We start from the raw sequence: 22047 nt of genomic DNA, 5'->3' as shown, positions 1-22047 counted from the left end.
GACTTTTTTACAGAAGAAAGCCCCGTTTATAAAAACGGAGCTTCTCAGTAAATCGAACAATTACTTTTGGCTATTTATGTAGTTAACAGCGTCACCAACTGTACCGATTTTTTCAGCATCATCATCAGAAATTTCCATGTCGAACTCGTCTTCTAATTCCATTACCAATTCAACAACATCAAGGGAATCAGCACCAAGATCATCTTTAAAAGATGCTTCTAAAGTTACTTGAGATTCATCTACTCCCAAACGGTCAACAATAATTTTTGTTACGCGTTCTAAAACGTCTGCCATGCTTGTTCACCTCCCCTCAAGCCATTATAGTTGATTTTATTTAAATAATAAATGGTTGTAATGATTTTTTAATTTCTACATCACCATGCCGCCGTCTATGTGCAGGGTTTGACCTGTCATATAGGCGCTGTCTTCGGAGGCCAGGAAGACGACTGTTCTTGCAATGTCTTTTGGCTCCCCGAACCGCGCTAGCGGAATCTGCTTCAGCATTTCCGTTTTAACTTCCTCATTTAGCTTATCCGTCATGTCTGTCGTGATGAAGCCTGGAGCCACTGCGTTCACGGTGATGCCCCTTGAGGATAGTTCCTTCGCAGATGTTTTTGTAAGCCCGATCACACCTGATTTTGCAGCAACATAGTTAGCCTGCCCAGGATTTCCGCTTACACCGACGATGGAGGAGATATTAATTATCCTTCCGCTTCTCTGTTTCATCATTTGTCTTGTGACTGCTTTCGTACACAGAAAGACACCTTTTAAGTTAATGTTGATGACATCATCCCATTCAGACTCTTTCATCCTCATCAACAGGTTGTCTTTAGTTATACCTGCATTGTTAACAAGAATATCAATCTTGCCGAAGCGCTCGATCGTTTCCTTGGCCATATCATTTACAGATTCTGAGTTGGAGACATCTGCCTGGATGGCAAATGCATCTCGTCCCATCGCCTTGATTTCATCAACCACTTCAAGGGCCTTTGCTTCACTGCCTGCATAATTGACAGCAACGGACGCGCCTTCCCTGGCAAGTTCTAATGCAATTTCTCTTCCAATTCCACGTGAAGCCCCAGTTACAAGAGCCACTTTACCTTCCAGACTCATTCCTTCTCCTCCTTCAGGGCAGCAACAACTGCTGCACAAGTTTCTGCATCATTGATTGCGAACGTCTTTGCAGAGCGGTCTACTTTCTTAACAAGCCCAGACAAGACCTTTCCAGGACCGATTTCTATAAAAGTATCGACACCTAGTTCAAGCATTTTAGCGACTGAATCCTCCCATAGTACCGGTGAGTAGAGCTGTTCCACCAGCCTTTTCTTGAATTCAGAAGCATGTGTCATCGGTTCGGCAGTAACATTTCCGATTACCGGGACAACCGCATTTTTTATTTCTATGTTTTCCAGTATCGATTCAAATTTTTCAGCAGCCGGCTTCATCAGTGATGAGTGGAATGGACCACTGACATCCAGAGGTATGACCCGTTTGGCTCCAGCTTCCTTTGCTTTTACAGAGGCTTCTTCCACTCCAAGCTTCGAACCAGAAATCACGATTTGGCCAGGACAATTCAAGTTGGCCAACTGAACAGGATTTCCGCCAGCGGTTACAGTTTCGGTCACATCGATGAGCTTTTGGCGATCCATGCCCAGAACAGCCGCCATTGTTCCTTCTCCATTTGGCACAGCTTCCTCCATGAGCTCACCACGTTTCCGGACTGCATACACAGCATCTTCAAACGAAATAGCTTCTGAAGCGACTAATGCAGAATATTCACCCAGACTATGGCCGGCAGTATAGTCCGGCTTGATCCCAAACTGGCTGAAATAATTCAAGATCGCAATACTAGTTGTCAAAAGAGCAGGCTGAGCATTCGTCGTAAGCGTAAGCTTTTCTTGCGGCCCTTCAAAAATCAGGGTGCTTAAGCTTTCCCCCAGGACCTCGTCCGCTTTTTTAAAAGTTTCTGAGACTGATTGTTCTGCATTTGCAAGGGCCTGTCCCATCCCTACTGTCTGCGATCCCTGTCCAGGAAACAAAAACGCGATTTTCCCCATGAAAGATTCCCCTTTAACTCGTTTTTTATAACATTGCCTATACTTTTAATTTATTCAATGGCTGATTTGATCGTTCCCGATACATCCTTCTCGACCATTTCCCTCGCCTGACGGATCGAATTAAAAACTGCATTCGCATCAGAAGAGCCATGAGCTTTGATTACCGGAGCCTTGAGGCCAAAAAGTCCAGCACCGCCATATTCCGTGTAATCCATTTTATTCTTCAGCACTGTCAGATCCGGCTTCAGAACAGCTGCAGCCATCTTACTTTTAAAGCTTGAAGTCAAAGCAGATTTAAGCATTTTAAACACCGACATTGCAGTTCCTTCAATGGTTTTCAGGACCATATTACCTGTAAAACCGTCTGCGACAACAACATCTGCTGCTCCTTCGAGAAGGTCCCTGGATTCAACATTACCGATGAAGTTAATATCTGCGTCCTTCAATAATTCAAAAGTGTTCCTGACAAGCTCGTTGCCTTTTTTTTCCTCTGTTCCGATATTCAGCAAGCCCACACGCGGATTCGCGATTCCTCTTGCCTTCTCGCTGTAGATCGAGCCCATGATTGCATATTGGACAAGGTGTTCAGGCTTCGCATCAGCATTGGCTCCGACATCCAGAAGCACGAAGCCTTCTCCGCCAATTGTAGGTAGAGTCGGCGCAAGCGCAGGTCTTTCAATCCCTTCAATTCTTCCAACCACGAACAACCCGGCAGCCATCAAAGCTCCTGTGTTGCCAGCGGAAATACAGGCATCCACCTTGCCGTCAGCAACTTGCTGGGCTGCAAGGACCATGGAAGCTGTTTTCTTACGGCGCACTGCCCTGACTGGCTCATCCGTAGCAAGAATCACTTCTTCAGTATGAAGAATTTCAATTCTCTCTTCATTTGTAAGGTGCTCCCTGATTTTTTTTTCGTCGCCTACAAGGACGATATGTATGTCATTATATTTTTCGATTGCTTTCATTGCTCCGAGGACGATTTCTCTTGGTGCATTGTCTCCGCCCATCGCATCTACTGCTAGCCTCATCGCTTTTCATCCCTTACTTATCATTTTTAGAACGATACATCTCAAAGTCACCTTTGAAAACACTTTCACTGTTCACAAAACTGACCACTTCTACAAGTGTCCGTCCATTTTCACTATCGATCTTCTTAACTCTTGCTTTGGCGATTACCCGTTCACCTTCTTTTACCGACCTTGTGAATTGGATATTCGCTTTAGCTGTTAAAGCAAGCTCATCATTTATAACAGCAACGGCCAGTGAGTTAGCCTGGGCAAATAAATGATGCCCCCTGGCGATTTTATTCCGTTTGAATACATGTTCTCTTTTTATATCGAGAATTGATATAGCACTCTGGTCAAGTTCGATATCGATAATTTCTCCAATTACTTCTTCCAGCGGCAGTGAACGGACTTCATCTTCAAAACGTTTTTCTGCCACGTTTTTAATTCTTTCCCTTAATTCAGGAATTGATAATTCCAATCTATCCAGCCTAATTGTCTGGATACTTACGGAAAACTTTTCGGCCAATTCCTCATCCGTAATGAATGGATTTTCTTTTATCGTCACAGTCAACATGGACTGACGTTCTCTTTTGTTGCGTTTCATTACTTAACACCGCCCGAGCTATTAAGACTAGGTACTAATAGTAGTATATATATAATAAAAAAAGATTGCAAGAAGAAAATATTAGAGCGGCGTCCACCATATTGAGCTCCATTATATAGCTAGCTCGTTCGCATTCACCGCAAAACAAAAGCAGACTCACAACTGAATCTGCTTTCGTCCATTCTATGAATCTTTCAATAGTCAATAGATTCACTAAGGGTCAATCCAGTTTCTCATTGGCAAGAGCACCTGTTTCCTCCAGATACTCCCGTAATAATCTATATTTTCCGCCTTGCCAGAAAGCTTCTGATTGAACAAGCAAAGCAGCATCATTCCTCGCTGTTTCTAACGCACGGTAATCATGGACCATATCTGCCACCTTGAATTCCGGCAGGCCGCTTTGTTTTTTTCCAAAGAAGTCTCCTGGTCCCCGCAGCTCTAAATCTTTTTCACTAAGAACAAATCCGTCATTTGTTTCGGACATTATTTTCATACGCTCTTTCCCGACTTCACTTTTAGGGTCCGCAAGCAAAATACAGTACGATTGGTCACTGCCACGCCCAACCCTGCCTCTTAATTGGTGGAGCTGTGCCAGACCAAATCGCTCGGCGTCATAAATCAGCATGACCGTCGCATTCGGTACATTCACCCCAACCTCGACTACTGTGGTCGAAACAAGGACCTGGACCTCATTTTCACTGAATGATTTCATGACTTGGTCTTTCTCATCAGAATGAAGGCGTCCATGCATCAGTCCGACTTTGTAACGGTCCTTAAAATAAAAGCTCAATGTGCTGTGCACATCAATTGCGTTCTGGACGTCCAACTTATCAGACTCTTCGATAAGAGGGCAAATCACATAGGCCTGTCTTCCTTTCGCCAGCTCTTTTTCCATGAAGGCAAGCACTCGCTCAAGCATTTCATGTTTCGCCCAATACGTTTCAATCGTTTTTCGGCCTGCTGGCATTTCATCGATGACAGAGACATCCATTTCACCAAAAACGGTAATGGCAAGAGTCCGTGGTATTGGAGTCGCAGTCATGAACAGGACATCAGGATTTTCCCCTTTTTCCCTCAGCACTCGTCTCTGCTCAACACCGAAACGATGCTGTTCATCTGTAATCACCAGTCCCAGGTTGTGAAAATCCACTTCATCCTGGATCAAAGCATGTGTCCCTATCAAAACATCAATTTCACCGAGCTTTAGCTGATCAAGCATTTCTCTTCGCCGCTTGCCTTTGACAGAGCTTGTCAGAAGGGCAACTGAAATCCCGAAAGGTTCAAGCATTTGCGCCAATGACTGCGAGTGCTGTTCGGCCAAAATTTCGGTCGGAACCATTAATGCCCCTTGATAACCGGCAGTCTTAGAGGCATAAAGTGCAATCGCTGCAACGACTGTTTTACCCGAGCCTACATCTCCCTGAAGGAGGCGATTCATGCGATAAGGCGACTTCATGTCCCCAAGAATTTCATTTACCACCCGTTTCTGCGCCCCTGTTAGCGGAAAGGGCAGGCCTGAGATGAATGCTTTTAGCTTGTCCAATTCATATGAAATCGCAATTCCTGGGCTCTGTTCCCGTTCAAGTTTTCTCAAGGATTGCATTTTAAGCTGGAATAAAAGAAATTCCTCATAAACAAATCTTCTTCTTGCCTGCTTCATCTCTTCAGAACCTGACGGGAGATGCATGATCCTTAGAGCATCCCTTCGGTTCAGCAGCTTATACTTCTGAAGAAGCTCCAACGGCAAGATTTCTTCGATTTCGTGTCCGAATTGGGAGAATGCCTGCTTGATCAGCCTTCTGATCGTTTTCACGGTCATTTTCCCTTTTACAGCATAGACAGGTTCGAAATCCTGGCTCTTTGCATGCTCCCCTACTGCCATTTGAGTGGCGGTGATCGTCTGTCTGTGCTGATCCCACTTCCCGGTAACTGAGATGGTTTCCCCGACATTTATTTTCTGTTTTAGATAGGGCTGGTTAAAGAATGTTGCAATGATCAAATAACGGCCAACTAAAAGCCTCACTGTCAAACGGTTCTTTTTACGGCCATAATACACAACGGAAGGTTCGCTGTGAACCACTCCTTCTACCGTGACTCTCTCGTCATGTTTAACTTCTGCAAGATCCTTAAGGCGATAATCCTCATAACGGTATGGGAAGTATTCCAGCAAGTCACCGACAGTCCTGATGCGCATGTCTGCCAGGGTATCCGCCATTTCATTACCGATTCCTTTAACTGCTGTTACTGGTTGTTTTAATTGTACATTCATGAATATCAAGCGGTATACCGAAATATTCTGGCCTCCAGCTCCCGGCCAACCGGTGTTGCCGCTCCCCCTCCTCACGCTGTTTCTGAAGTTCTTCTACACCCCTTTTTGCCTGCCCAGCTCTTTTTCGGGCAATACAGGGGCTCTGCTTTTACCGTTTTTGCTTGTGCAAACTGTTTTCGGGCAATGCAGAACCTCTGCTTTTACCGTTTTCGACTGCGCAAGACATTTCGGGCAATGCAGTTTTCACTATGTTTATTTTCTCACATAATATAGCGGACTCAAATAAAAATACCTTTAAAACAAAACGAAATAGAAGGGGAGTCCCCTTCTATTTCTTAGTACCATATCACAATTTTATTTGTCCAGCCGGAGAATCTTATGCTTTGGTTTCTTTATTCGATCGCAAAGATGAAGGCGTATAATGGCTGTTCTCCATTATGCACTTCAACTTCTACATCGCCATAATTGCTTTCAACAAACTCAACAATGGATTCGACATCCTCATCAGAAGCGTCTTCACCCTTCAGGATTGTCAGGATTTCTGAATCTTCGTCAAGCATCTGTTCCAATAGGTCCTTCGCTGCCTTGACTTTATCCTGATCCTTCAGGACAATCTTGCCATCGGATATGCCCATGAAATCTCCAGTTGAAATTTCAAGTCCGTCAATACTTGTGTCGCGGACTGCATATGTCAGCTGGCCTGTTTTCACATGCTGCATAGCTTCTGTCATCGCTTCTTTATTTTCACCAGGTTCTGCTGATGGGTTAAATGAAAGCAATGCCGTCATTCCCTGAGGAACAGTTTTTGAAGGGATGACTACCACTTCTTCCTCCGCTACCTCAGCAGCCTGCTCTGCCGCCATGATGATATTTTTATTGTTCGGCAGGATGATGACCTTGCGAGCGTTCACTTCTTTGATTGCTTTAATGATATCCTCTGTGCTTGGATTCATCGTCTGTCCGCCTTCGATCACGGCGTTAGCACCGATGCTGCGGAATAGCTCAGCAATTCCGGAACCCATTGAGACAGCGACGATTCCGTACTCACGCTTTTCCTTTTTCGGCTCATTTGCCTGTGTTCGAAGCGGAGTAGATGGTTCACCGACAATATCCGTGTGCTGCTGGCGCATGTTTTCAATTTTCATATTAATGAGGTTTCCATATTTTTGTCCATAAGACAGAACCTCACCAGGCTGCTCTGAGTGGATATGTACCTTTACAACCTCGTCATCGGAAATGACAAGAAGAGAATCGCCGTATTTACTCAAGTCCTGGCGGAAATTTTCCTCTAAGAATGCTTCTTTTCCTTCAAGCCTGACCATGAATTCAGTACAATAGCCGAATTCGATATCCTCTGTATTCATGTGGCTCTGGACGCTCTTATGATGCTCAGCGCTGACAAGCTCATTCATGTTCGGCATTGCAGATGGGGAATCAGGAAGCTTTTCACCCTTCAATTCTGCAAGGAAGCCTTCATAAACGAATACAAGACCCTGGCCGCCACTGTCCACTACTCCTACTTCCTTCAGGACAGGCAGTAAGTCTGGTGTGCGGTTTAATGATGCCTTCGCTTCTTTCAGCACTTCTTCCATCAAGCCAATAAGGCTATCATGGTTATTGGCAACAGCCACAGCATGCCTTGCAGCATCCTTGGCCACCGTTAAAATCGTGCCTTCCACAGGTTTCATGACAGCCTTATAAGCTGTTTCAACACCTGCGTTCAACGCAGCGGCAAACTCTACAGAGTTCACAGTCGGCTTGTTTTCGATCGCTTTTGCAAAACCACGGAATAGTTGGGAAAGGATAACCCCAGAGTTACCTCTCGCTCCCATAAGCAAGCCTTTGGCAAGCGCAGAACCAACCTTTCCGATATGTTCCTGTACATTGTTCTTTACTTCCTTAGCACCGGAAGTCATGGATAAATTCATATTCGTTCCCGTATCACCATCAGGAACAGGGAAGACGTTCAGTGCATCGACATACTTAGCATTGGCCGCCAAATGATTGGCACCCTGAATCACCATCTCCGCAAAACGTTTTCCGTCTAGAACATTAATAGACACAAATCTTTCCTCCTCTTACGGGTTCGTTACACGAACTCCCTGAACGTAAATATTGACCGAGTCAACTGCCAGCCCTACAGTTTTATCAAGAGTGTACTTTACCTTTGACTGGACATTGTGGGCAACCTCGGAAATTTTCGTCCCATAGCTCACAATAATATACATATCAATATGTACTTCTTCGTTTTCCTGGCGAACGATTACTCCGCGAGTGAAATTCTCCCTGCGCAAAATATCTGTCAATCCGTCCTTGATCTGGTTCTTTGAAGCCATCCCGACAATACCATAGCAATCGACTGCTGCGCCGCCCGCGATCGTTGCAATGACGTCATTTGATATATCAATTTGTCCGTACTTCGTTTTTAGCTCGATGGACATGATTCGTTCCCCCTTTGGAAAAATAGCATTATGCTACAGTTATTTTACTATAAGCCAATCAATTTTTAAAGTTATTCTGCGCTTCCCTTTATTATTCAGCAAGAATCTCAACTATATGTCAAGGTTTTTTTCTTTATAGCTTTCGCCAGAACTATTGCAAATGGGAAACTTCTATGATAAATTATTAAAGTATGTCAGAGAAAAGGTTATCCTATTTATTCGCAATTCTGACGATATGCAAATAATTGCAGCAAAACAATAGTATCAGCTTTTGTCAGTTAGGAGGGAAATCATATGCCACGTAAATGTGTAGTAACTGGTAAATCAACTCGTTCTGGTAACGCACGCTCTCACGCAATGAACGCTAACAAGCGTACATGGGGTGCTAACCTTCAAAAAGTACGTATTCTTGTAGACGGTAAGCCTAAGCGTGTTTGGGTATCTGCAAGAGCTCTAAGATCAGGTAAAGTTGAGCGCGTTTAATTAAAAAAGTCGCAGATGTTCTGCCTGGCTCCTGCAGCCGGCAGGAAGCTGCACGGCATCCATGAGGGTGCCTTTTTTATTTTTGTGTGACTATTTGGTCCGTCTCCATTCTCATTCTTCCCAATGGGGGCAAAAATAATAGCACCCCATTTTCAGGGTGCCAAGGGAGTTTTCGTATTCTCTCTTATTTTACTCTTTTATCGCTTCTATTCCTTTTTAAATGCACCTAACATCGCCCGTACGAGGCCCCCTAAAAATTTAGGCAGTTTGATTGTATAGAATCTCATACCGTCCCTCCTCACCATCTCTCGAAAACCAGTCTTCTTTCTGCATCCGTACAGTATATTCGCCGGTATGCAAAAATTGCTCCTTTCATGGAAGTACGTGAATTCAATTCATGAATAGAGCTTCTAGAAGACCTTTCAATCCTTGCTCCTTACAACTAATAATATGCCTTCAGAAAATGAAAAATTACCATGACCTCTAATAAGTTCATTACTAATACATAGTGTCGACCCCATTGGAATATGACAGTCATTTAATGGGTATTTAAAATTTTCTAGCGTCAGTCCAGAGACTGCTGGTGTTACAGGGAGGAAGGAAATATATTTAAATTCATCCATCTTGCTCACGGAGTAGGTGCCTGGCCCTTTAACATATAAAATATTTTTTGTATCAATCATTTCGATATGAATAGAAGAACCATCTTGAAGAGGCTTGACCAGAAGCTGGATGTTTGCCATCAAATGATCCAACCTTCCACCGGTTGCGCCAAATACCTTTATAGTTTCTGGTTTCTGCTCAAGAGCCCAGTTTAAAGCTAGTTCCATATCTGTCTCATCTTTTTCAGGCTTGAATTTATTCACGTCCATAACTGCTTCTTCAATCTCTGACAATTCGGCTTCTGACACGGAGTCAAAATCGCCAAAAGCGGCTGATGGTTTGATGCCCGCCTTCAATAAATAGGATACACCCCGATCAATCCCAATCCAGATTACATTTCTTTCGTCATATGAATGAAAGTCTGGTATCAGGTTTGCCGGTCCTCCTGCTACTAAGTTTATAATCATGAAAACAAGCTCCTTTTTTCCAGTTAAAAACATTCTCTTTTAAAACAATAAGCTAAATAAAGCCAGCCGCATGTGACGGCTGGCTTTAATACTATCTTAAGCTTGCGATAGCAGCTCCTCTGTCTTCCTTATTAAAGACTGCTGAACCGGCTACAAGTACATTTGCTCCTGCTTCTACACAAAGCTTGGCTGTTTCTTCGTTCACGCCGCCATCGACTTCAATCTCGAGATCAGGATTCAGTGCGTCTGCAAGTTCTTTCACCTGCTTGATTTTCGGCAGTACGGAGGAAATGAATTTCTGGCCGCCAAATCCAGGGTTCACGGACATAAGCAGCACCATGTCTACATCCTCGATGATATGCTTCAGGCTGTCCACGGGCGTTGCCGGATTCAGGACAACTCCCGCTTTAACACCTGTAGATTTAATCAGTTGAACCGTCCTGTGAAGATGCCTGCTGGCTTCCACATGAACAGTAATATAATCCGCTCCTGCCTTTGCGAAAGCTTCGATATACTGGTCCGGATTCTCGATCATCAGGTGGACATCAAGCGGCAGCTTTGTTACAGGCCTGATTGCTTCAACAATCAGAGGACCTATCGTTATATTCGGCACGAAATGCCCATCCATTACATCCACATGAATATAATCAGCTCCACCTCGTTCGACATCCTTGATTTCTTCCCCCAGGCGGGCAAAGTCGGCTGATAAAATTGAAGGTGCAATTTTCACCATGTTTCAGTACCTCGGCTTTCTATCTTTGATTTCTAACAAGAAGTCCTTGTAATGCGAATACCTGTATTCTGGCAATGAACCTGACTCTACTGCTGCTTTGACAGCACATTTAGGCTCAGCCATATGAAGGCAACCCCGGAATTTGCAATCCTCACTGATCTCAGCGATGTCCGGGAAGCATGAATTCAGTTCCTCCGCTTCAATCTCTGTGAATTCCAGAGAACTGAAACCGGGAGTGTCCGCTACTAGTCCATTATTGATGGTAATAAGCTCAACATGCCTTGTCGTATGCTTCCCCCTGCCCAGATGGGAGGATATATCATCGGTTTTCAACTCCAGGTCCGGACGGATTGCATTTAGCAGAGATGATTTTCCCACTCCGGATTGCCCGGCAAAAACAGATATCTTGCCCTCGATATGGGGTTTTAGTTTTTCCAGGCCCTCTGAAGTTTCAGAGGAAGTAAAAATAACCTCATATCCTGCATTCCGATAGTCCTTAGCGTATTCCTCCAACCGGGACTTTTGCTCTTCATTTGTTAAATCCATTTTTGTGATGCAGATGAGTGGCTCGATTTGGTTATATTCAACAAGTACCAAAAACCTGTCGAGCAGAGCTGTACTGAAATCGGGTTCTACAGCTGAAAAAACAAGGATGGCTTGGTCTACATTCGCAATCGGCGGGCGTACCAATTCATTCTTGCGGCTTTTGACTTCAAGGATATACCCTTCCGTATCATTCTCAGCCTGAAAAACGACTTCGTCACCTACCAGCGGTGTTACCTTGTTTTTGCGAAAAACGCCGCGGCCGCGACATTGGACAACCCCATCTTCATTTGCAACATAATAAAAACCGCTCAGCGCCTTTATAATTTTGCCCTCAGGCATAGCAACACTCCCTGTCTGTTAGTCTTCTGGATAAGGAACTCCATCCTCTGTATAAGGTACATCGTCAACCGTCACTCGATAATAAGCCTCTTGGCCTGGTGCTATCATAAAAGTGAGTTTACGGGTTGTATCCTCAGTTATTTTAAAGGTCTCTGCAGGAACAGATTCTTCACGATTCATGTCACTAATATAGATCTTTACTTCCTGAGATACTCCTTCTTCTTCCGGCTGATATGGTATGGTAATTTCAATTGTTTTTTCTTTAGGAGGTAATGGCTCAGGTCCCTTAGAAATGACAACACTTACCTTACTGCCTGGTTTCAACTCAGTACCTGGTTCAGGTTTTTGGGAAATGACCGATCCTGCTTGAATTGTATCATGATAAGCCTCCTCAGTACTTTCAATGACAAGGCCAGTGTTTTCAGCATATACGTCGAGGTTGCTTTGGTTGTATCCTTTTAAATCACGCAATGTGACCAATTCTGGTCCCTTGCTGACTTTGAATTCCAAAGTTGTATCCTCAGGAATGACGGATTCACCACCAGATGGATTTTGATCAAGGATGGTACCCGGTTCACTATCGTCATGCTCTTCGGTTTTTTTAATATCCTTGAAGCCCTTACCTTCCAGCAGCCTGTAGACATCATCGTAATTCCTGCCCCTATAATCCGACAACTCCATTGTTTCTTTTCCTGTACTGATGTACAAGTCGATTTTATTGCCTTCTTTGATCATCTTTCCGGCTTTCGGATTGGTGCGGATTACATTTCCCTCTTCTACTTCATCATCGCTGATTTCCTTGCGATCTCCAACGACAAAGCCTTCAGACATCAGTTCAGCGACAGCGTCTTCTACTTCCATGCCACTTACATCTGGTACTTCCTTTTCCTTAGGACCAAATATATCGGGTCCTATCGTTACCATCAAGGTTCCCGCAGTCAAAATCAATAAGAATAATACCGTCAGTATAATTGGCCATTTCTTTTTCTTCTTTTTCTCCGGCTTTGCCTGTTGAGCATCGATCGAACCCGGAGCATCTTTACGTACAATCGTCTCGTCAAGATGATGATAAGGACGATCATTTGTGATAATTGGTATTGCCTTTGTTGCTTCATCATCTTCTGGTATGGCGAACTTCCCTTCATTCAAACGTTTGGCATCAAGTGCCGTACGCAAGTCCTCTTCCATTTCATCCACAGTATCATATCGATGGAAAGGGTCCTTCGCAGTTGCCTTAAGAACCACATTTTCAACGCTTTGAGGAATTTGTGGATTCCATCTCTTTAAAGATGGAGTCTCGGACTGTAAATGCTTCAAGGCAATTGATACGGCTGATTCACCCGAAAACGGAAGTCTTCCTGTAAGCAATTCGAACATGACAATCCCAATCGAATAGATATCTGATTTCTTATTTGCCATGCCACCTCTTGCTTGTTCAGGAGATAGATAATGAACAGACCCGAGTACCGAATTCGTTTGCGTGATACTGGTCGCGCTCAAAGCCATCGCTATACCGAAATCGGTAATTTTCACGGTACCGTTGCTGTCGATCAGGATATTATGCGGCTTGATATCCCGGTGGACAATATGATTTTGATGGGCATGTGAGATTGCTGAAGTAAGCTGCTTCATGATGTCCAGGGCTTCTTCAACCGGCACTGGCGCATGCTGCTGTATGTACTGCTTCAAAGTCTGACCATCGACATATTCCATCACAATATAGTATAGCCCGTCCTCTTCCCCGACATCATATATACTGACGATATTAGGGTGTGCAAGACTGGTTGCAGATTGTGCTTCTCTATGGAACCTGCGGATGAACTCATCATCATTGGCAAAATCGAGACGAAGCATCTTGACCGCTACATCCCTATCGAGAATCATGTCATGAGCAAGGTAGACATTCGCCATGCCTCCGCCGCCAATCATGTCCTTGATTTTATAACGCCCGCTGATTCTTTTTCCGATAATCATATTCTTCACCTGCCCTCGTTGAATTCCTGATATTCGACGATAGCAAGAGTTATATTATCTTCGCCGCCGTACTCGTTTGCCCTTTTGATAAATTCAGCCGCTTTATCTTCAAGTGTCATTTCTTTGTTTGTAACGATGCTCTCCATTTCTTCCTGCCCTACTTTATTGGAAAGGCCATCCGAGCAAAGCAGCAAGGCATCTTCCTCTTCAAAGATAATTGTTTTCACATCCATCTCGACTGACTCTTCAGTACCGAGCGCCCTTAAAAGAACATTTTTCCTTGGATGATGCTCTGCATCTTCCCTTGAAATCTGTCCGGATCGAACCAGCTCGTTTACAAGAGAATGATCCTCCGTCAACTGCTTGAAACCTGTTTCGTTCAACAAGTAACAACGGCTGTCACCTATATTTACAATGGTCGCGAAAAGATTTGTACAAATTGCCGCCACGATGGTTGTTCCCATACCTTCACATTCTGTGTTTTTCATGGAATGCTCGAAAATATCTTTATTGACTTGTAAAACTGCTTCTTCCATCCATTTTTCTGCTTCTTCTGCTGTATGTATCTTTGTTGAGCTTTCCCATAAATCCCTCAGATGCTTGGTTGTCATGTCACTGGCAACATCACCCGCACGGTGGCCGCCCATGCCATCTGCTACGATGGCAAGGCGCTGACCGTGAGAGTTAACAAATATGCCGCCATTGTCTTCATTATGCAGGCGGACTTTTCCCCTGTCTGTCATGAAAACAGCCTTCATCTTGTCACCTCGTCTCTTCTTTTCTTTCTTTCGCCCGAAGTTGTCCGCAAGCTGCTTCAATGTCATGCCCTTGTTCTCTTCTGATTGTCACATTCACTCCACGGTCGCGAAGAGTACGTTCAAACTTGAAGATCTGGCTCTTTGGTGTCCTTACGTAATCACGTTCAGGTACATAGTTGACCGGAATCAAATTGATATGGCACTTCAATCCTTTAACCAGCTGTGCGAGCTCTTCAGCGTGCTCAACCTGGTCATTCACACCGCCAAAAAGACCATACTCAAAGCTGATTCGCCGTCCTGTTTTGTTCACATAATAGCGGACTGAATCCATCAAGTCAGGAAGCTTATATGCACGGTTGATCGGCATCAGCCTGCTGCGCAGTTCGCTATTCGGAGCGTGCAGAGAAATCGCAAAGTTGATTTGCATATTTTCATCTGCGAATTGATAGATCTTGGGAATGATCCCGCTTGTGGAAACGGTAATATGACGTGCACCAATATTCATGGCTTTATCATGGTTCATGATTTTAAGGAATGAAAGCATATTGTCATAATTATCGAAAGGTTCGCCGATTCCCATGATGACGATTGAACTTACTCTCTCATCCGTCTCATCAAGTGCCTGTTGTACTTTTACGACCTGAGCGACAATTTCTCCTGCTTCCAGGTTCCTTTTTAGACCGCCAAGTGTTGAAGCACAAAAAGTACAGCCAATCCTGCAGCCTACCTGTGTAGTTACACAAACAGAGTTTCCATACTCATGTCTCATAAGTACGGTTTCAATGGACTTGCCATCATGCATTTCAAATAAGAACTTGATCGTTCCATCTTGTGAGGTCTGCTGAATAATTGTATCGAGTGTTGTCAATACGAAATGCTCCTCCAGCTTGTCCCTTAGACCCTTGGAGAGATTGGACATATCTTCGAATGAAACCACTCTCTTTTTGTAGAGCCAGTCAAAGACCTGTTCTGCCCTGAATGGCTTTTCTCCTTGTTCCTTCAGCCAATCCTTCAATTCATCAAGCTGAAGTGAATAAATGGACTTTTTCGCTGTATCTTCTGTTGTTGCATTTCTGGTTGTTTTTTCTTGTTCCATGTTATTCCACCTTCTTTCTTAAACAAGCAATATAAAACCCATCAGAACCAAAGTCCTGCGGAAGAATCTGCACATCAAACCCATCGATCAATGGTTTGATTGTCTCAGGCATTCTTTCTGAAAAAGTTGTATCTCCTTCGAATTCGGGATGCGCGCGTAAAAATTCTTGCACAACTTCCTGGTTTTCTGCAGTGTCAACCGTGCACGTACTATATACAAGTGTCCCTCCCGCTTTTAAAAGCGGGGCAACAGATTCGAGCAGGCTTAGCTGAATGGTTTGCAGCTGTGATAGATCCTGTTCTTGCTTAGTATACTTCATATCCGGCTTTCGTCTCATAACACCTAAGCCAGAGCATGGAGCATCCAGCAATACCCGGTCAATCGATTCTTTTTCAAATTGAGCCGCAGCCTGACGGCTGTCCATTTTTTGAGCTTCGATATTTTTAAGACCAAGACGCTCAGCATTTTCCGAGATTAACTTGACCTTGTGCTCATGGAGATCGAGTGAGATCACTTTGCCGCTATTGGCCAGCTTCTCAGCGATATGAGTAGTTTTCCCTCCTGGTGCTGCACATGCATCAAGAATCACTTCTTCTTCTTTAATGCCCAGCGCGTGGGCAACCAGCATGGAACTCTCATCCTGAATGGTTAACAAACCATATTTGAACGCTTTGGATGAAGCCAGATTGCCTCTCAGGCATTTGATCGCTTCTGGGAGAATCGGGCTTGGTTCTACTTCAAACCCTTCTTCATCAAGAAGGTCAAGGCACTCATCCCGTGAAATCCTCGTCAAATTGACCCTGCCAGTCTGTAGAGGTGCTGTTAAGTTCACTTCACACATTTCCCTGGTCTTTTCCAAACCAAATTGATTTACCCATCTTCTTACAAGCCATAAAGGGTGGCTCGTCTCAATCGATATTCTTTCGGCAGGATCCGCGATTGCATCTAGTGAAGGCAATCCGTTTCTTTGTATGCTTCTCAGCACACCATTCACAAGACTCGCAATACCTTTATGCCCCCTGCGCTTCGCAATTTCAACTGCTTCATAAATAGCCGCTCTTTCAGGTATCTTATCCAAATACACCATCTGGTACAGTGTCATGCGCAGCAGATTGACAACCCAGCTTTGAAGCTTCTTGTTTTTCTCAATAAATGGCTTAAGGTAAAAATCGATGGTCATTTTCCGCTGGAGCGTACCATAGACCAATTCTGTGAGCAAGCCCACGTCAATTGGGTTGATTTCATTTTTTTCAATCGCATTATTTAAGAGCAGATTGCTGTATGCCTGGTTCTTTTCTATTGTTTCGAGAAGCTGCAATGCAGTATCCCTGACATTCTTCTTTTTACTCATGGATGTCTCCTAACTTTACGCCTGGCTGTAAGTTAGCCCCTGCACCCAGCAAGAATTGCTTGGCATCCATCTTTTTCTTGCCTGCTGGCTGAAGCTCTGTAATTTTTATTGCCGTATCATCAGCAGTCGCGACAACAAAACCATCTTCCTCAATCTTGACCATTGTACCAGGCGGCTCACTACCCGTATAGTTTGCCTTACTGGCACCCCATACCTTCATTACTGTTCCATCCATTGTCGTATAGGCTACCGGCCACGGATTCATACCGCGGATATGGTCATAAATTTCCACTCCGCTTCTGTTCCAGTCGATTTTTTCCTGTTCGCGCTTGATATTCCATGCGAATGTAGCATCTTCATCGTTTTGTGGAACAGGAGTGATTTCCCCTTTTAACAGCTTAGGAATCGTTTCTGATAAAAGGTCCGCACCAGCTGAGCTCATTTTATAATGCAATGTCCCAACGGTATCCGTTTCGGTAATTGGCACTTCGACTTGTGTCAGGATATCACCAGCGTCCAATTTTTCAACCATATACATAATCGTGATTCCCGTCTTCTCTTTTCCTTCAATGATTGCATAGTGGATTGGTGCCCCACCGCGCAGCTCTGGAAGAAGGGAAGCATGGACATTGATACAGCCATACTTCGGTGCCTCTAGAAGCTGATTTGGTAAAATTTGACCAAAAGCAGCGGTAACGATTAAATCTGGTTCGAGAGCCAGGATTTTATCCAGCTCATCCTGCTGGCGGATCTTTTCCGGCTGATAAACCGGGATATTATGCTTGATCGCTTCTGCTTTTACAGGCGGCGGAGTCAGTACCCGTTTTCTGCCAACCGGACGATCAGGCTGGGTGACTACTCCGATGACATCATAGCCCTCATCAACCAATCTTCTTAAAACCGGTACAGAAAAGTCCGGAGTTCCCATAAATACGATTCTTGTCATTCCTGGTTCAACTCCTCTAACTCGGCTTCGTCAATATATTTTGAAACCTTTGTGGTAAATAACACTCCGTGCAAATGATCTACTTCATGAAGGATCGCTCTTGCCAAGAACTCCTCTGCTTCTAATTCAAAGCTCTTTCCTTTGCGATTTTGAGCCTTGACCTTCACATAATTCGGGCGTGTGACCTCTCCATATAATCCCGGGAAGCTTAAACATCCTTCTGGACCAGTCTGTTCCCCTTTAGTTTCGAGAATTTCTGGATTGATCAATTCGATCGTTCCGTGCTCATCATCGATATCGACGATGGCAATTTGCATCTTTAAGTCTATTTGAGGGGCGGCCAAACCGACGCCATCAAATTCAATCATTGTATCATACATGTCATCCAGCAGCTTCGCCAGTTTTTTATCGAAAACGGTGACCTGGTCGCATTCTTTCTCCAAGATGTCCGCTGGGTAAGTTACTATTTTTCTTACTGCCAAAATAAATCCTCCAATAAATCCATTTAAATAGTAGTATTAGCTTGTTCAATCATCTTTTTTCGTAAACTTTCCTGATGGCTAGTTTAGCAAAATTTCACAAGGCTTCCTCAAACCATGATTCCTGAAAATGATCATTACATCAGAATATAAGGGTTAAGGTCAACGGAAATCTGCAACTTCCCTGTTCCCATTTCCTGCTGATAATGATCGAGTATTGATTTGAGAGCATTTTTAAGTTCTGGTTCCTTTTTGTATTTTATCAGACATTGGTATCGATATCTATCGTTGATCCGCGGGATTGGAGACGCTACAGGCCCCAATACGACTGCTTCCTTTGTCAGCCTGGATGAAATGTACTTCGCTATCTTCTCAGTAACCGATACAACCTTCATCAATTCTTCATGGCTTACTGTTACCAGGGAAAGGTAGTAAAATGGCGGGTACTGGTGGACCTTGCGGATCAGCATCTCCTGCTGATAAAAGCGGTCATAGTCCTGCGTGCCGGCAAGCTCGACACTATAATGTTCCGGAGTATAGGTCTGGATCACAACCTCTCCAGGAAGCTTGTGCCTTCCTGCCCTACCACTGACCTGCGTCAAAAGCTGGAAAGTTTTTTCCGAAGAACGGAAATCTGGCAGATTCAACATGGTGTCAGCTGACAGGACCCCTACTAGCGTGATATTTGGGAAATCCAGCCCTTTCGCGATCATTTGCGTTCCTAGTAAAATGTCCGCCTGACCTTCCTGGAAAGCAGTCAACAGCTTTTCATGCGCCCCTTTCCTGCCCGTTGTATCGACATCCATTCTTATGATCCTTGCTTCAGGAATCAGTTTTAACAATTCTTCCTCAACCTTCTGCGTCCCTGTCCCGAAATAACGTATATGCTCACTATTGCATTCGGGACAAATGGTCGGCACCCTGTCTTCATATCCGCAATAATGGCATTTCATCTGTTCATTATAACGGTGGTATGTCAGGGTGATATCGCAATGCGGACAGTTCATCACATATCCGCAATCACGGCACATTACAAACGAGGAGTGACCGCGTTTATTTAAAAACAGAACAGTCTGCTCTTTTTTTTCAAGCCTGTCTTTTATCTTTTCAAAAAGGTTAACCGAAAACATCGAACGGTTTCCTGTTCGCAGTTCCTCTCGCATATCGACAATTTCAACCGTTGGCAGCGCCTGATTGTTCATCCGCTTTGGCAATGAGAGCAAAGTATAACGTCCTTTTTGTGCCCTGGCAAATGATTCAAGCGAAGGTGTAGCACTGCCGAGGACAACCGGACAAGCATTCGTTTTAGCACGCTGGATCGCCACGTCCCTTGCATGGTATCTTGGGTTCTCTTCCTGCTTGTAGCTCGTTTCATGTTCTTCATCGATAATGATGATGCCGATATTTTCAAATGGAGCAAAAATCGCTGACCTGGCTCCTACCACCACTTTTACTTCCTTGCGCTGAATTTTCCGCCATTCATCATATTTCTCTCCTGCAGACAGGCCGCTATGCATGACCGCCACTAGATCACCGAACCGTTCCTTGAAGCGGGTGACCATTTGCGGTGTCAATGAGATTTCCGGTACGAGCACAATCGCTTCTTTCCCTTTTCCAAGTACTTCCTGGATAGACTGCAGGTAGATTTCAGTCTTGCCGCTGCCTGTGACACCATATAAAAGAAAGACTTCGTGCCGTTCATTCTCAATGGATGAGAGGATTGGAGCAATGGCTTGTTCCTGCTCAGTTGTCAGTTCGAGAGCCATTTTCCGTTCAAATTCCCGCTCTGAATAAGGATCTCTATATACCTCTAGCTCTTCAACCTTCAGTATGTCTTTCTTAACGAGTGAATTTATTGATGCCTGTGAGACTCCTAGAGTGGAAAGAATCAGCCTTTGTTCGACAGGCTCCGGGTGTTCCAGGAAGAAATCAAGGACAGCTTGCTGTCCCGAGGCTTGAGGGGAAAGTTTATCCCTTGCCTCTGCCAGCTGGTCTGGATCAACTTTCGGGGCAACATGCTTGAGCTTTTTTTTTCTCACTCTGTCCTTCACCTGATATACTACATCAACTCTGCCAGATGCTGCTTCCTTTTGCAGTTGCTGGACTAGCCCTCTGGAAACAGCATCCTCCCATTTGACTTCACTATTCCCTGCGAATAACTCTTTTAAATCCCAAGGAAGGTCGGTGACTTCAGCACCTTTTGCAAGGACGATCTTCTTTTCATATTTAGCCTTCAATGCAGCCGGAAGCATTGCCTGGTAAGAGGAGATTTTATAGCTTAATGTATGTTCAGTCAGCCAGTCCCCCAGCTCGAGAAGTTCTTCATTCAGTACTGGTGTCAAATCAAGTGGTTCAATTATTGACCGTAGTTTTGAAAAGCTGGACTCGTCCTTCAGTTCCCTGACAAACCCCTGGATTTTTCTTGGACCAAACGGTACGATGACCCTTGTCCCTGGCTTGATCACATCCTGGAACTTTTCAGGTATTTTATAGTCAAAGGTTTTGTCCGTTTGCTTTGCAGGCACATCGACAATGACGCTTGCTATGTTCATAAGCTTTCATCCTTATTAAAACACTGGACAACTTCAGCAAGGATATTGCGGGCTACCTCCGACTTGGACATCAAAGGCAAATTGATATTTGTGCCATCTTTTTTAAAAATAGTAACAATATTCGTATCAGCGCCAAAGCCGGCCCCTTCCTGCTTGACGTTATTCGCCACAATCATATCTGCATTTTTCCTGGAAAGCTTGCCCTTAGCATGATTATCAACATCATTGGTTTCGGCTGCGAAGCCTACAATCACCTGACCCGTTTTCCTTTGTCCAAGCTCGAACAGGATATCCTTCGTCCTTTCAAGTTCGAGAGCCTGATCGCCTTCTTTTTTCTTCATTTTCTCTTCAAATATATATTTCGGACGGTAATCTGCGACCGCTGCTGTACCAATCATGACATCTGCTTCATCAAAATGTTCAAGGGCGGACTGGTACATTTCCTCTGCACTTTCTACTTTGAACAATTGTGCTCCCTTTGGAGGTTCCAGATTGACCGGTCCCGAAACAAGGATCACTCGTGCCCCCATCTTCACAGCTTCCCCTGCGAGTGCGTACCCCATCTTGCCAGTGGAATGGTTCGTGAGGAATCGGACAGGATCGATTTTTTCTCTTGTAGGGCCTGCAGTAATCAAGACCGTTTTACCAGCTAGCTCGCCGGCCTTTTGGGTGAAAAATTGGCTGGCCAGTTCAACGATGGTCTCAGGTTCTTCAAGACGGCCCTTACCTGTGTATCCACATGCCAAATACCCTTCTCCAGGTTCGATGAATTCATAACCAAAGCTCTTTAAAATCTCCATGTTTTTCTGGACTGCAGGATGCTGGTACATATGTACATTCATCGCTGGAGCCACCCAAACTGGTGCGGTAGCGGCCAGAAGTGTAGTGGAAATCATATTGTCAGCAATCCCATTTGCAAGCTTGCCGATGATATTGGCCGTTGCCGGGGCAACGATAATCAAGTCAGCCCAATCAGCTAAATGAATATGAGCTATATTTTCCGGATTTTTCTCATCGAATGTATCTGTATAAACTTCACTTCTGGACAATGCCTGAAAAGTGAGCGGAGTAACGAATTTTGCTGCAGAATCACTTATAATCACCTTCACTTCAGCGCCTGCCTGAGTCAACTTGCTCGTCAGCGCAGCACCCTTATACACAGCGATCCCACCGGTCACGCACAATAGAATTTTTTTACCGTTCAGCATGTCAGAGAACCCCCATTTTACAACAAACTATCATTATGATTGAACTATAACATTTTTTCACAGATTAAGCATGAAATAGACAAGATAGCTAGCCCTTTAAAGACTTAAACAAAAAAATAACAACCCAATAAATA

General features: G+C 44.3%; 21 protein-coding genes. 1 reads left to right on the top strand and 20 read right to left on the bottom strand.

Features of this window, described 5'->3' with window-relative positions:
- Positions 1-60: 60 nt before the first annotated feature.
- The 8 genes from AB5I83_RS15840 to AB5I83_RS15805 all read right to left on the bottom strand — a co-directional run bounded on the left by AB5I83_RS15840 (position 61) and on the right by AB5I83_RS15805 (position 8378).
- Entirely contained in the window at positions 61-294 is a 234-nt protein-coding gene (locus AB5I83_RS15840) for an acyl carrier protein (RefSeq protein ID WP_167831778.1), read from the bottom strand.
- 75 nt (positions 295-369) lie between these two features.
- Positions 370-1113: a 3-oxoacyl-[acyl-carrier-protein] reductase gene (gene fabG / locus AB5I83_RS15835; RefSeq protein WP_448976577.1), complete on the bottom strand. Its 744-nt coding sequence runs from the start codon at positions 1111-1113 to the stop codon at positions 370-372.
- On the bottom strand, positions 1110-2057 hold the full coding sequence (gene fabD, locus AB5I83_RS15830; protein ID WP_448976575.1) for an ACP S-malonyltransferase: 948 nt from the start codon (positions 2055-2057) through the stop codon (positions 1110-1112). The genes fabG and fabD overlap by 4 nt, the downstream gene beginning before the upstream one ends.
- A 50-nt stretch (positions 2058-2107) precedes the next feature.
- The gene (gene plsX, locus AB5I83_RS15825; RefSeq protein ID WP_448976573.1) at positions 2108-3085 is read right to left on the bottom strand and encodes a phosphate acyltransferase PlsX; all 978 of its coding nucleotides are present in this window, start codon (positions 3083-3085) and stop codon (positions 2108-2110) included.
- 13 nt (positions 3086-3098) lie between these two features.
- Positions 3099-3668: a transcription factor FapR gene (gene fapR / locus AB5I83_RS15820; RefSeq protein WP_167831782.1), complete on the bottom strand. Its 570-nt coding sequence runs from the start codon at positions 3666-3668 to the stop codon at positions 3099-3101.
- Between the two features lie 220 nt (positions 3669-3888).
- Positions 3889-5937, bottom strand: coding sequence for an ATP-dependent DNA helicase RecG (gene recG / locus AB5I83_RS15815; RefSeq protein WP_448976571.1), 2049 nt, complete (start codon positions 5935-5937; stop codon positions 3889-3891).
- Positions 5938-6329: 392 nt separating this feature from the next.
- A complete protein-coding gene (locus AB5I83_RS15810) occupies positions 6330-8000 on the bottom strand; it encodes a DAK2 domain-containing protein (protein WP_448976569.1) in 1671 nt (556 codons plus the stop codon).
- 15 nt (positions 8001-8015) lie between these two features.
- Entirely contained in the window at positions 8016-8378 is a 363-nt protein-coding gene (locus tag AB5I83_RS15805) for an Asp23/Gls24 family envelope stress response protein (RefSeq protein WP_041965977.1), read from the bottom strand.
- A gap of 294 nt (positions 8379-8672) precedes the next feature.
- Here AB5I83_RS15805 and rpmB point away from each other — a divergent pair, with 294 nt between their 5' ends.
- Positions 8673-8861 (top strand): 50S ribosomal protein L28, encoded by a 189-nt coding sequence (gene rpmB / locus AB5I83_RS15800; RefSeq protein ID WP_023614934.1) that lies wholly within the window; start codon positions 8673-8675, stop codon positions 8859-8861.
- A gap of 206 nt (positions 8862-9067) precedes the next feature.
- Here the strand turns inward: rpmB and spoVM are convergent, their stop codons facing one another.
- From spoVM to coaBC, 12 genes are all read right to left on the bottom strand, one after another.
- Positions 9068-9148, bottom strand: a complete 81-nt coding sequence (gene spoVM / locus AB5I83_RS15795) for a stage V sporulation protein SpoVM (RefSeq protein ID WP_167831967.1) — start codon at positions 9146-9148, stop codon at positions 9068-9070.
- A gap of 135 nt (positions 9149-9283) precedes the next feature.
- Positions 9284-9931, bottom strand: coding sequence for a thiamine diphosphokinase (locus AB5I83_RS15790; RefSeq protein ID WP_448976566.1), 648 nt, complete (start codon positions 9929-9931; stop codon positions 9284-9286).
- 91 nt (positions 9932-10022) lie between these two features.
- Entirely contained in the window at positions 10023-10664 is a 642-nt protein-coding gene (rpe, locus tag AB5I83_RS15785; protein WP_448976564.1) for a ribulose-phosphate 3-epimerase, read from the bottom strand.
- A gap of 3 nt (positions 10665-10667) precedes the next feature.
- Complete coding sequence (gene rsgA, locus AB5I83_RS15780; RefSeq protein WP_448976562.1) at positions 10668-11549, bottom strand: ribosome small subunit-dependent GTPase A; 882 nt, start codon at positions 11547-11549, stop codon at positions 10668-10670.
- Positions 11550-11567: 18 nt separating this feature from the next.
- Positions 11568-13523: a Stk1 family PASTA domain-containing Ser/Thr kinase gene (pknB, locus tag AB5I83_RS15775; protein WP_448976560.1), complete on the bottom strand. Its 1956-nt coding sequence runs from the start codon at positions 13521-13523 to the stop codon at positions 11568-11570.
- A 5-nt stretch (positions 13524-13528) separates the two neighbouring features.
- Positions 13529-14281: a Stp1/IreP family PP2C-type Ser/Thr phosphatase gene (locus AB5I83_RS15770; RefSeq protein WP_226644522.1), complete on the bottom strand. Its 753-nt coding sequence runs from the start codon at positions 14279-14281 to the stop codon at positions 13529-13531.
- Between the two features lie 4 nt (positions 14282-14285).
- The gene (gene rlmN / locus AB5I83_RS15765) at positions 14286-15377 is read right to left on the bottom strand and encodes a 23S rRNA (adenine(2503)-C(2))-methyltransferase RlmN (RefSeq protein ID WP_448976558.1); all 1092 of its coding nucleotides are present in this window, start codon (positions 15375-15377) and stop codon (positions 14286-14288) included.
- A 1-nt stretch (position 15378) separates the two neighbouring features.
- Positions 15379-16728, bottom strand: a complete 1350-nt coding sequence (rsmB, locus tag AB5I83_RS15760) for a 16S rRNA (cytosine(967)-C(5))-methyltransferase RsmB (protein WP_448976556.1) — start codon at positions 16726-16728, stop codon at positions 15379-15381.
- Entirely contained in the window at positions 16721-17674 is a 954-nt protein-coding gene (gene fmt / locus AB5I83_RS15755; protein WP_448976554.1) for a methionyl-tRNA formyltransferase, read from the bottom strand. Before fmt ends, rsmB begins: the two co-directional genes overlap by 8 nt.
- Entirely contained in the window at positions 17671-18156 is a 486-nt protein-coding gene (gene def, locus AB5I83_RS15750; protein WP_448976552.1) for a peptide deformylase, read from the bottom strand. The genes fmt and def overlap by 4 nt, the downstream gene beginning before the upstream one ends.
- Positions 18157-18290: 134 nt before the next feature.
- A complete protein-coding gene (priA, locus tag AB5I83_RS15745; RefSeq protein ID WP_448976550.1) occupies positions 18291-20705 on the bottom strand; it encodes a primosomal protein N' in 2415 nt (804 codons plus the stop codon).
- Entirely contained in the window at positions 20702-21913 is a 1212-nt protein-coding gene (gene coaBC / locus AB5I83_RS15740; protein WP_448976549.1) for a bifunctional phosphopantothenoylcysteine decarboxylase/phosphopantothenate--cysteine ligase CoaBC, read from the bottom strand. The genes priA and coaBC overlap by 4 nt, the downstream gene beginning before the upstream one ends.
- Positions 21914-22047 lie beyond the last annotated feature (134 nt).

The sequence above is a fragment of the Mesobacillus sp. LC4 genome (assembly GCF_053543455.1).
The sequence above is the reverse complement of the archived record's forward strand: the minus strand, read 5'-3'. Positions and strand labels throughout refer to the sequence as shown.

Coding starts and splice junctions, on each gene's coding strand:
- AB5I83_RS15840 (WP_167831778.1), bottom strand. CDS start 294: ATGGCAGACGTTTTAGAACGCGTAACAAAAATTATTGTTGACCGTTTG.
- fabG (WP_448976577.1), bottom strand. CDS start 1,113: ATGAGTCTGGAAGGTAAAGTGGCTCTTGTAACTGGGGCTTCACGTGGA.
- fabD (WP_448976575.1), bottom strand. CDS start 2,057: ATGGGGAAAATCGCGTTTTTGTTTCCTGGACAGGGATCGCAGACAGTA.
- plsX (WP_448976573.1), bottom strand. CDS start 3,085: ATGAGGCTAGCAGTAGATGCGATGGGCGGAGACAATGCACCAAGAGAA.
- fapR (WP_167831782.1), bottom strand. CDS start 3,668: ATGAAACGCAACAAAAGAGAACGTCAGTCCATGTTGACTGTGACGATA.
- recG (WP_448976571.1), bottom strand. CDS start 5,937: ATGAATGTACAATTAAAACAACCAGTAACAGCAGTTAAAGGAATCGGT.
- AB5I83_RS15805 (WP_041965977.1), bottom strand. CDS start 8,378: ATGTCCATCGAGCTAAAAACGAAGTACGGACAAATTGATATATCAAAT.
- rpmB (WP_023614934.1), top strand. CDS start 8,673: ATGCCACGTAAATGTGTAGTAACTGGTAAATCAACTCGTTCTGGTAAC.
- spoVM (WP_167831967.1), bottom strand. CDS start 9,148: ATGAGATTCTATACAATCAAACTGCCTAAATTTTTAGGGGGCCTCGTA.
- AB5I83_RS15790 (WP_448976566.1), bottom strand. CDS start 9,931: ATGATTATAAACTTAGTAGCAGGAGGACCGGCAAACCTGATACCAGAC.
- rpe (WP_448976564.1), bottom strand. CDS start 10,664: ATGGTGAAAATTGCACCTTCAATTTTATCAGCCGACTTTGCCCGCCTG.
- rsgA (WP_448976562.1), bottom strand. CDS start 11,549: ATGCCTGAGGGCAAAATTATAAAGGCGCTGAGCGGTTTTTATTATGTT.
- pknB (WP_448976560.1), bottom strand. CDS start 13,523: ATGATTATCGGAAAAAGAATCAGCGGGCGTTATAAAATCAAGGACATG.
- AB5I83_RS15770 (WP_226644522.1), bottom strand. CDS start 14,281: ATGAAGGCTGTTTTCATGACAGACAGGGGAAAAGTCCGCCTGCATAAT.
- rlmN (WP_448976558.1), bottom strand. CDS start 15,377: ATGGAACAAGAAAAAACAACCAGAAATGCAACAACAGAAGATACAGCG.
- rsmB (WP_448976556.1), bottom strand. CDS start 16,728: ATGAGTAAAAAGAAGAATGTCAGGGATACTGCATTGCAGCTTCTCGAA.
- fmt (WP_448976554.1), bottom strand. CDS start 17,674: ATGACAAGAATCGTATTTATGGGAACTCCGGACTTTTCTGTACCGGTT.
- priA (WP_448976550.1), bottom strand. CDS start 20,705: ATGAACATAGCAAGCGTCATTGTCGATGTGCCTGCAAAGCAAACGGAC.
- coaBC (WP_448976549.1), bottom strand. CDS start 21,913: ATGCTGAACGGTAAAAAAATTCTATTGTGCGTGACCGGTGGGATCGCT.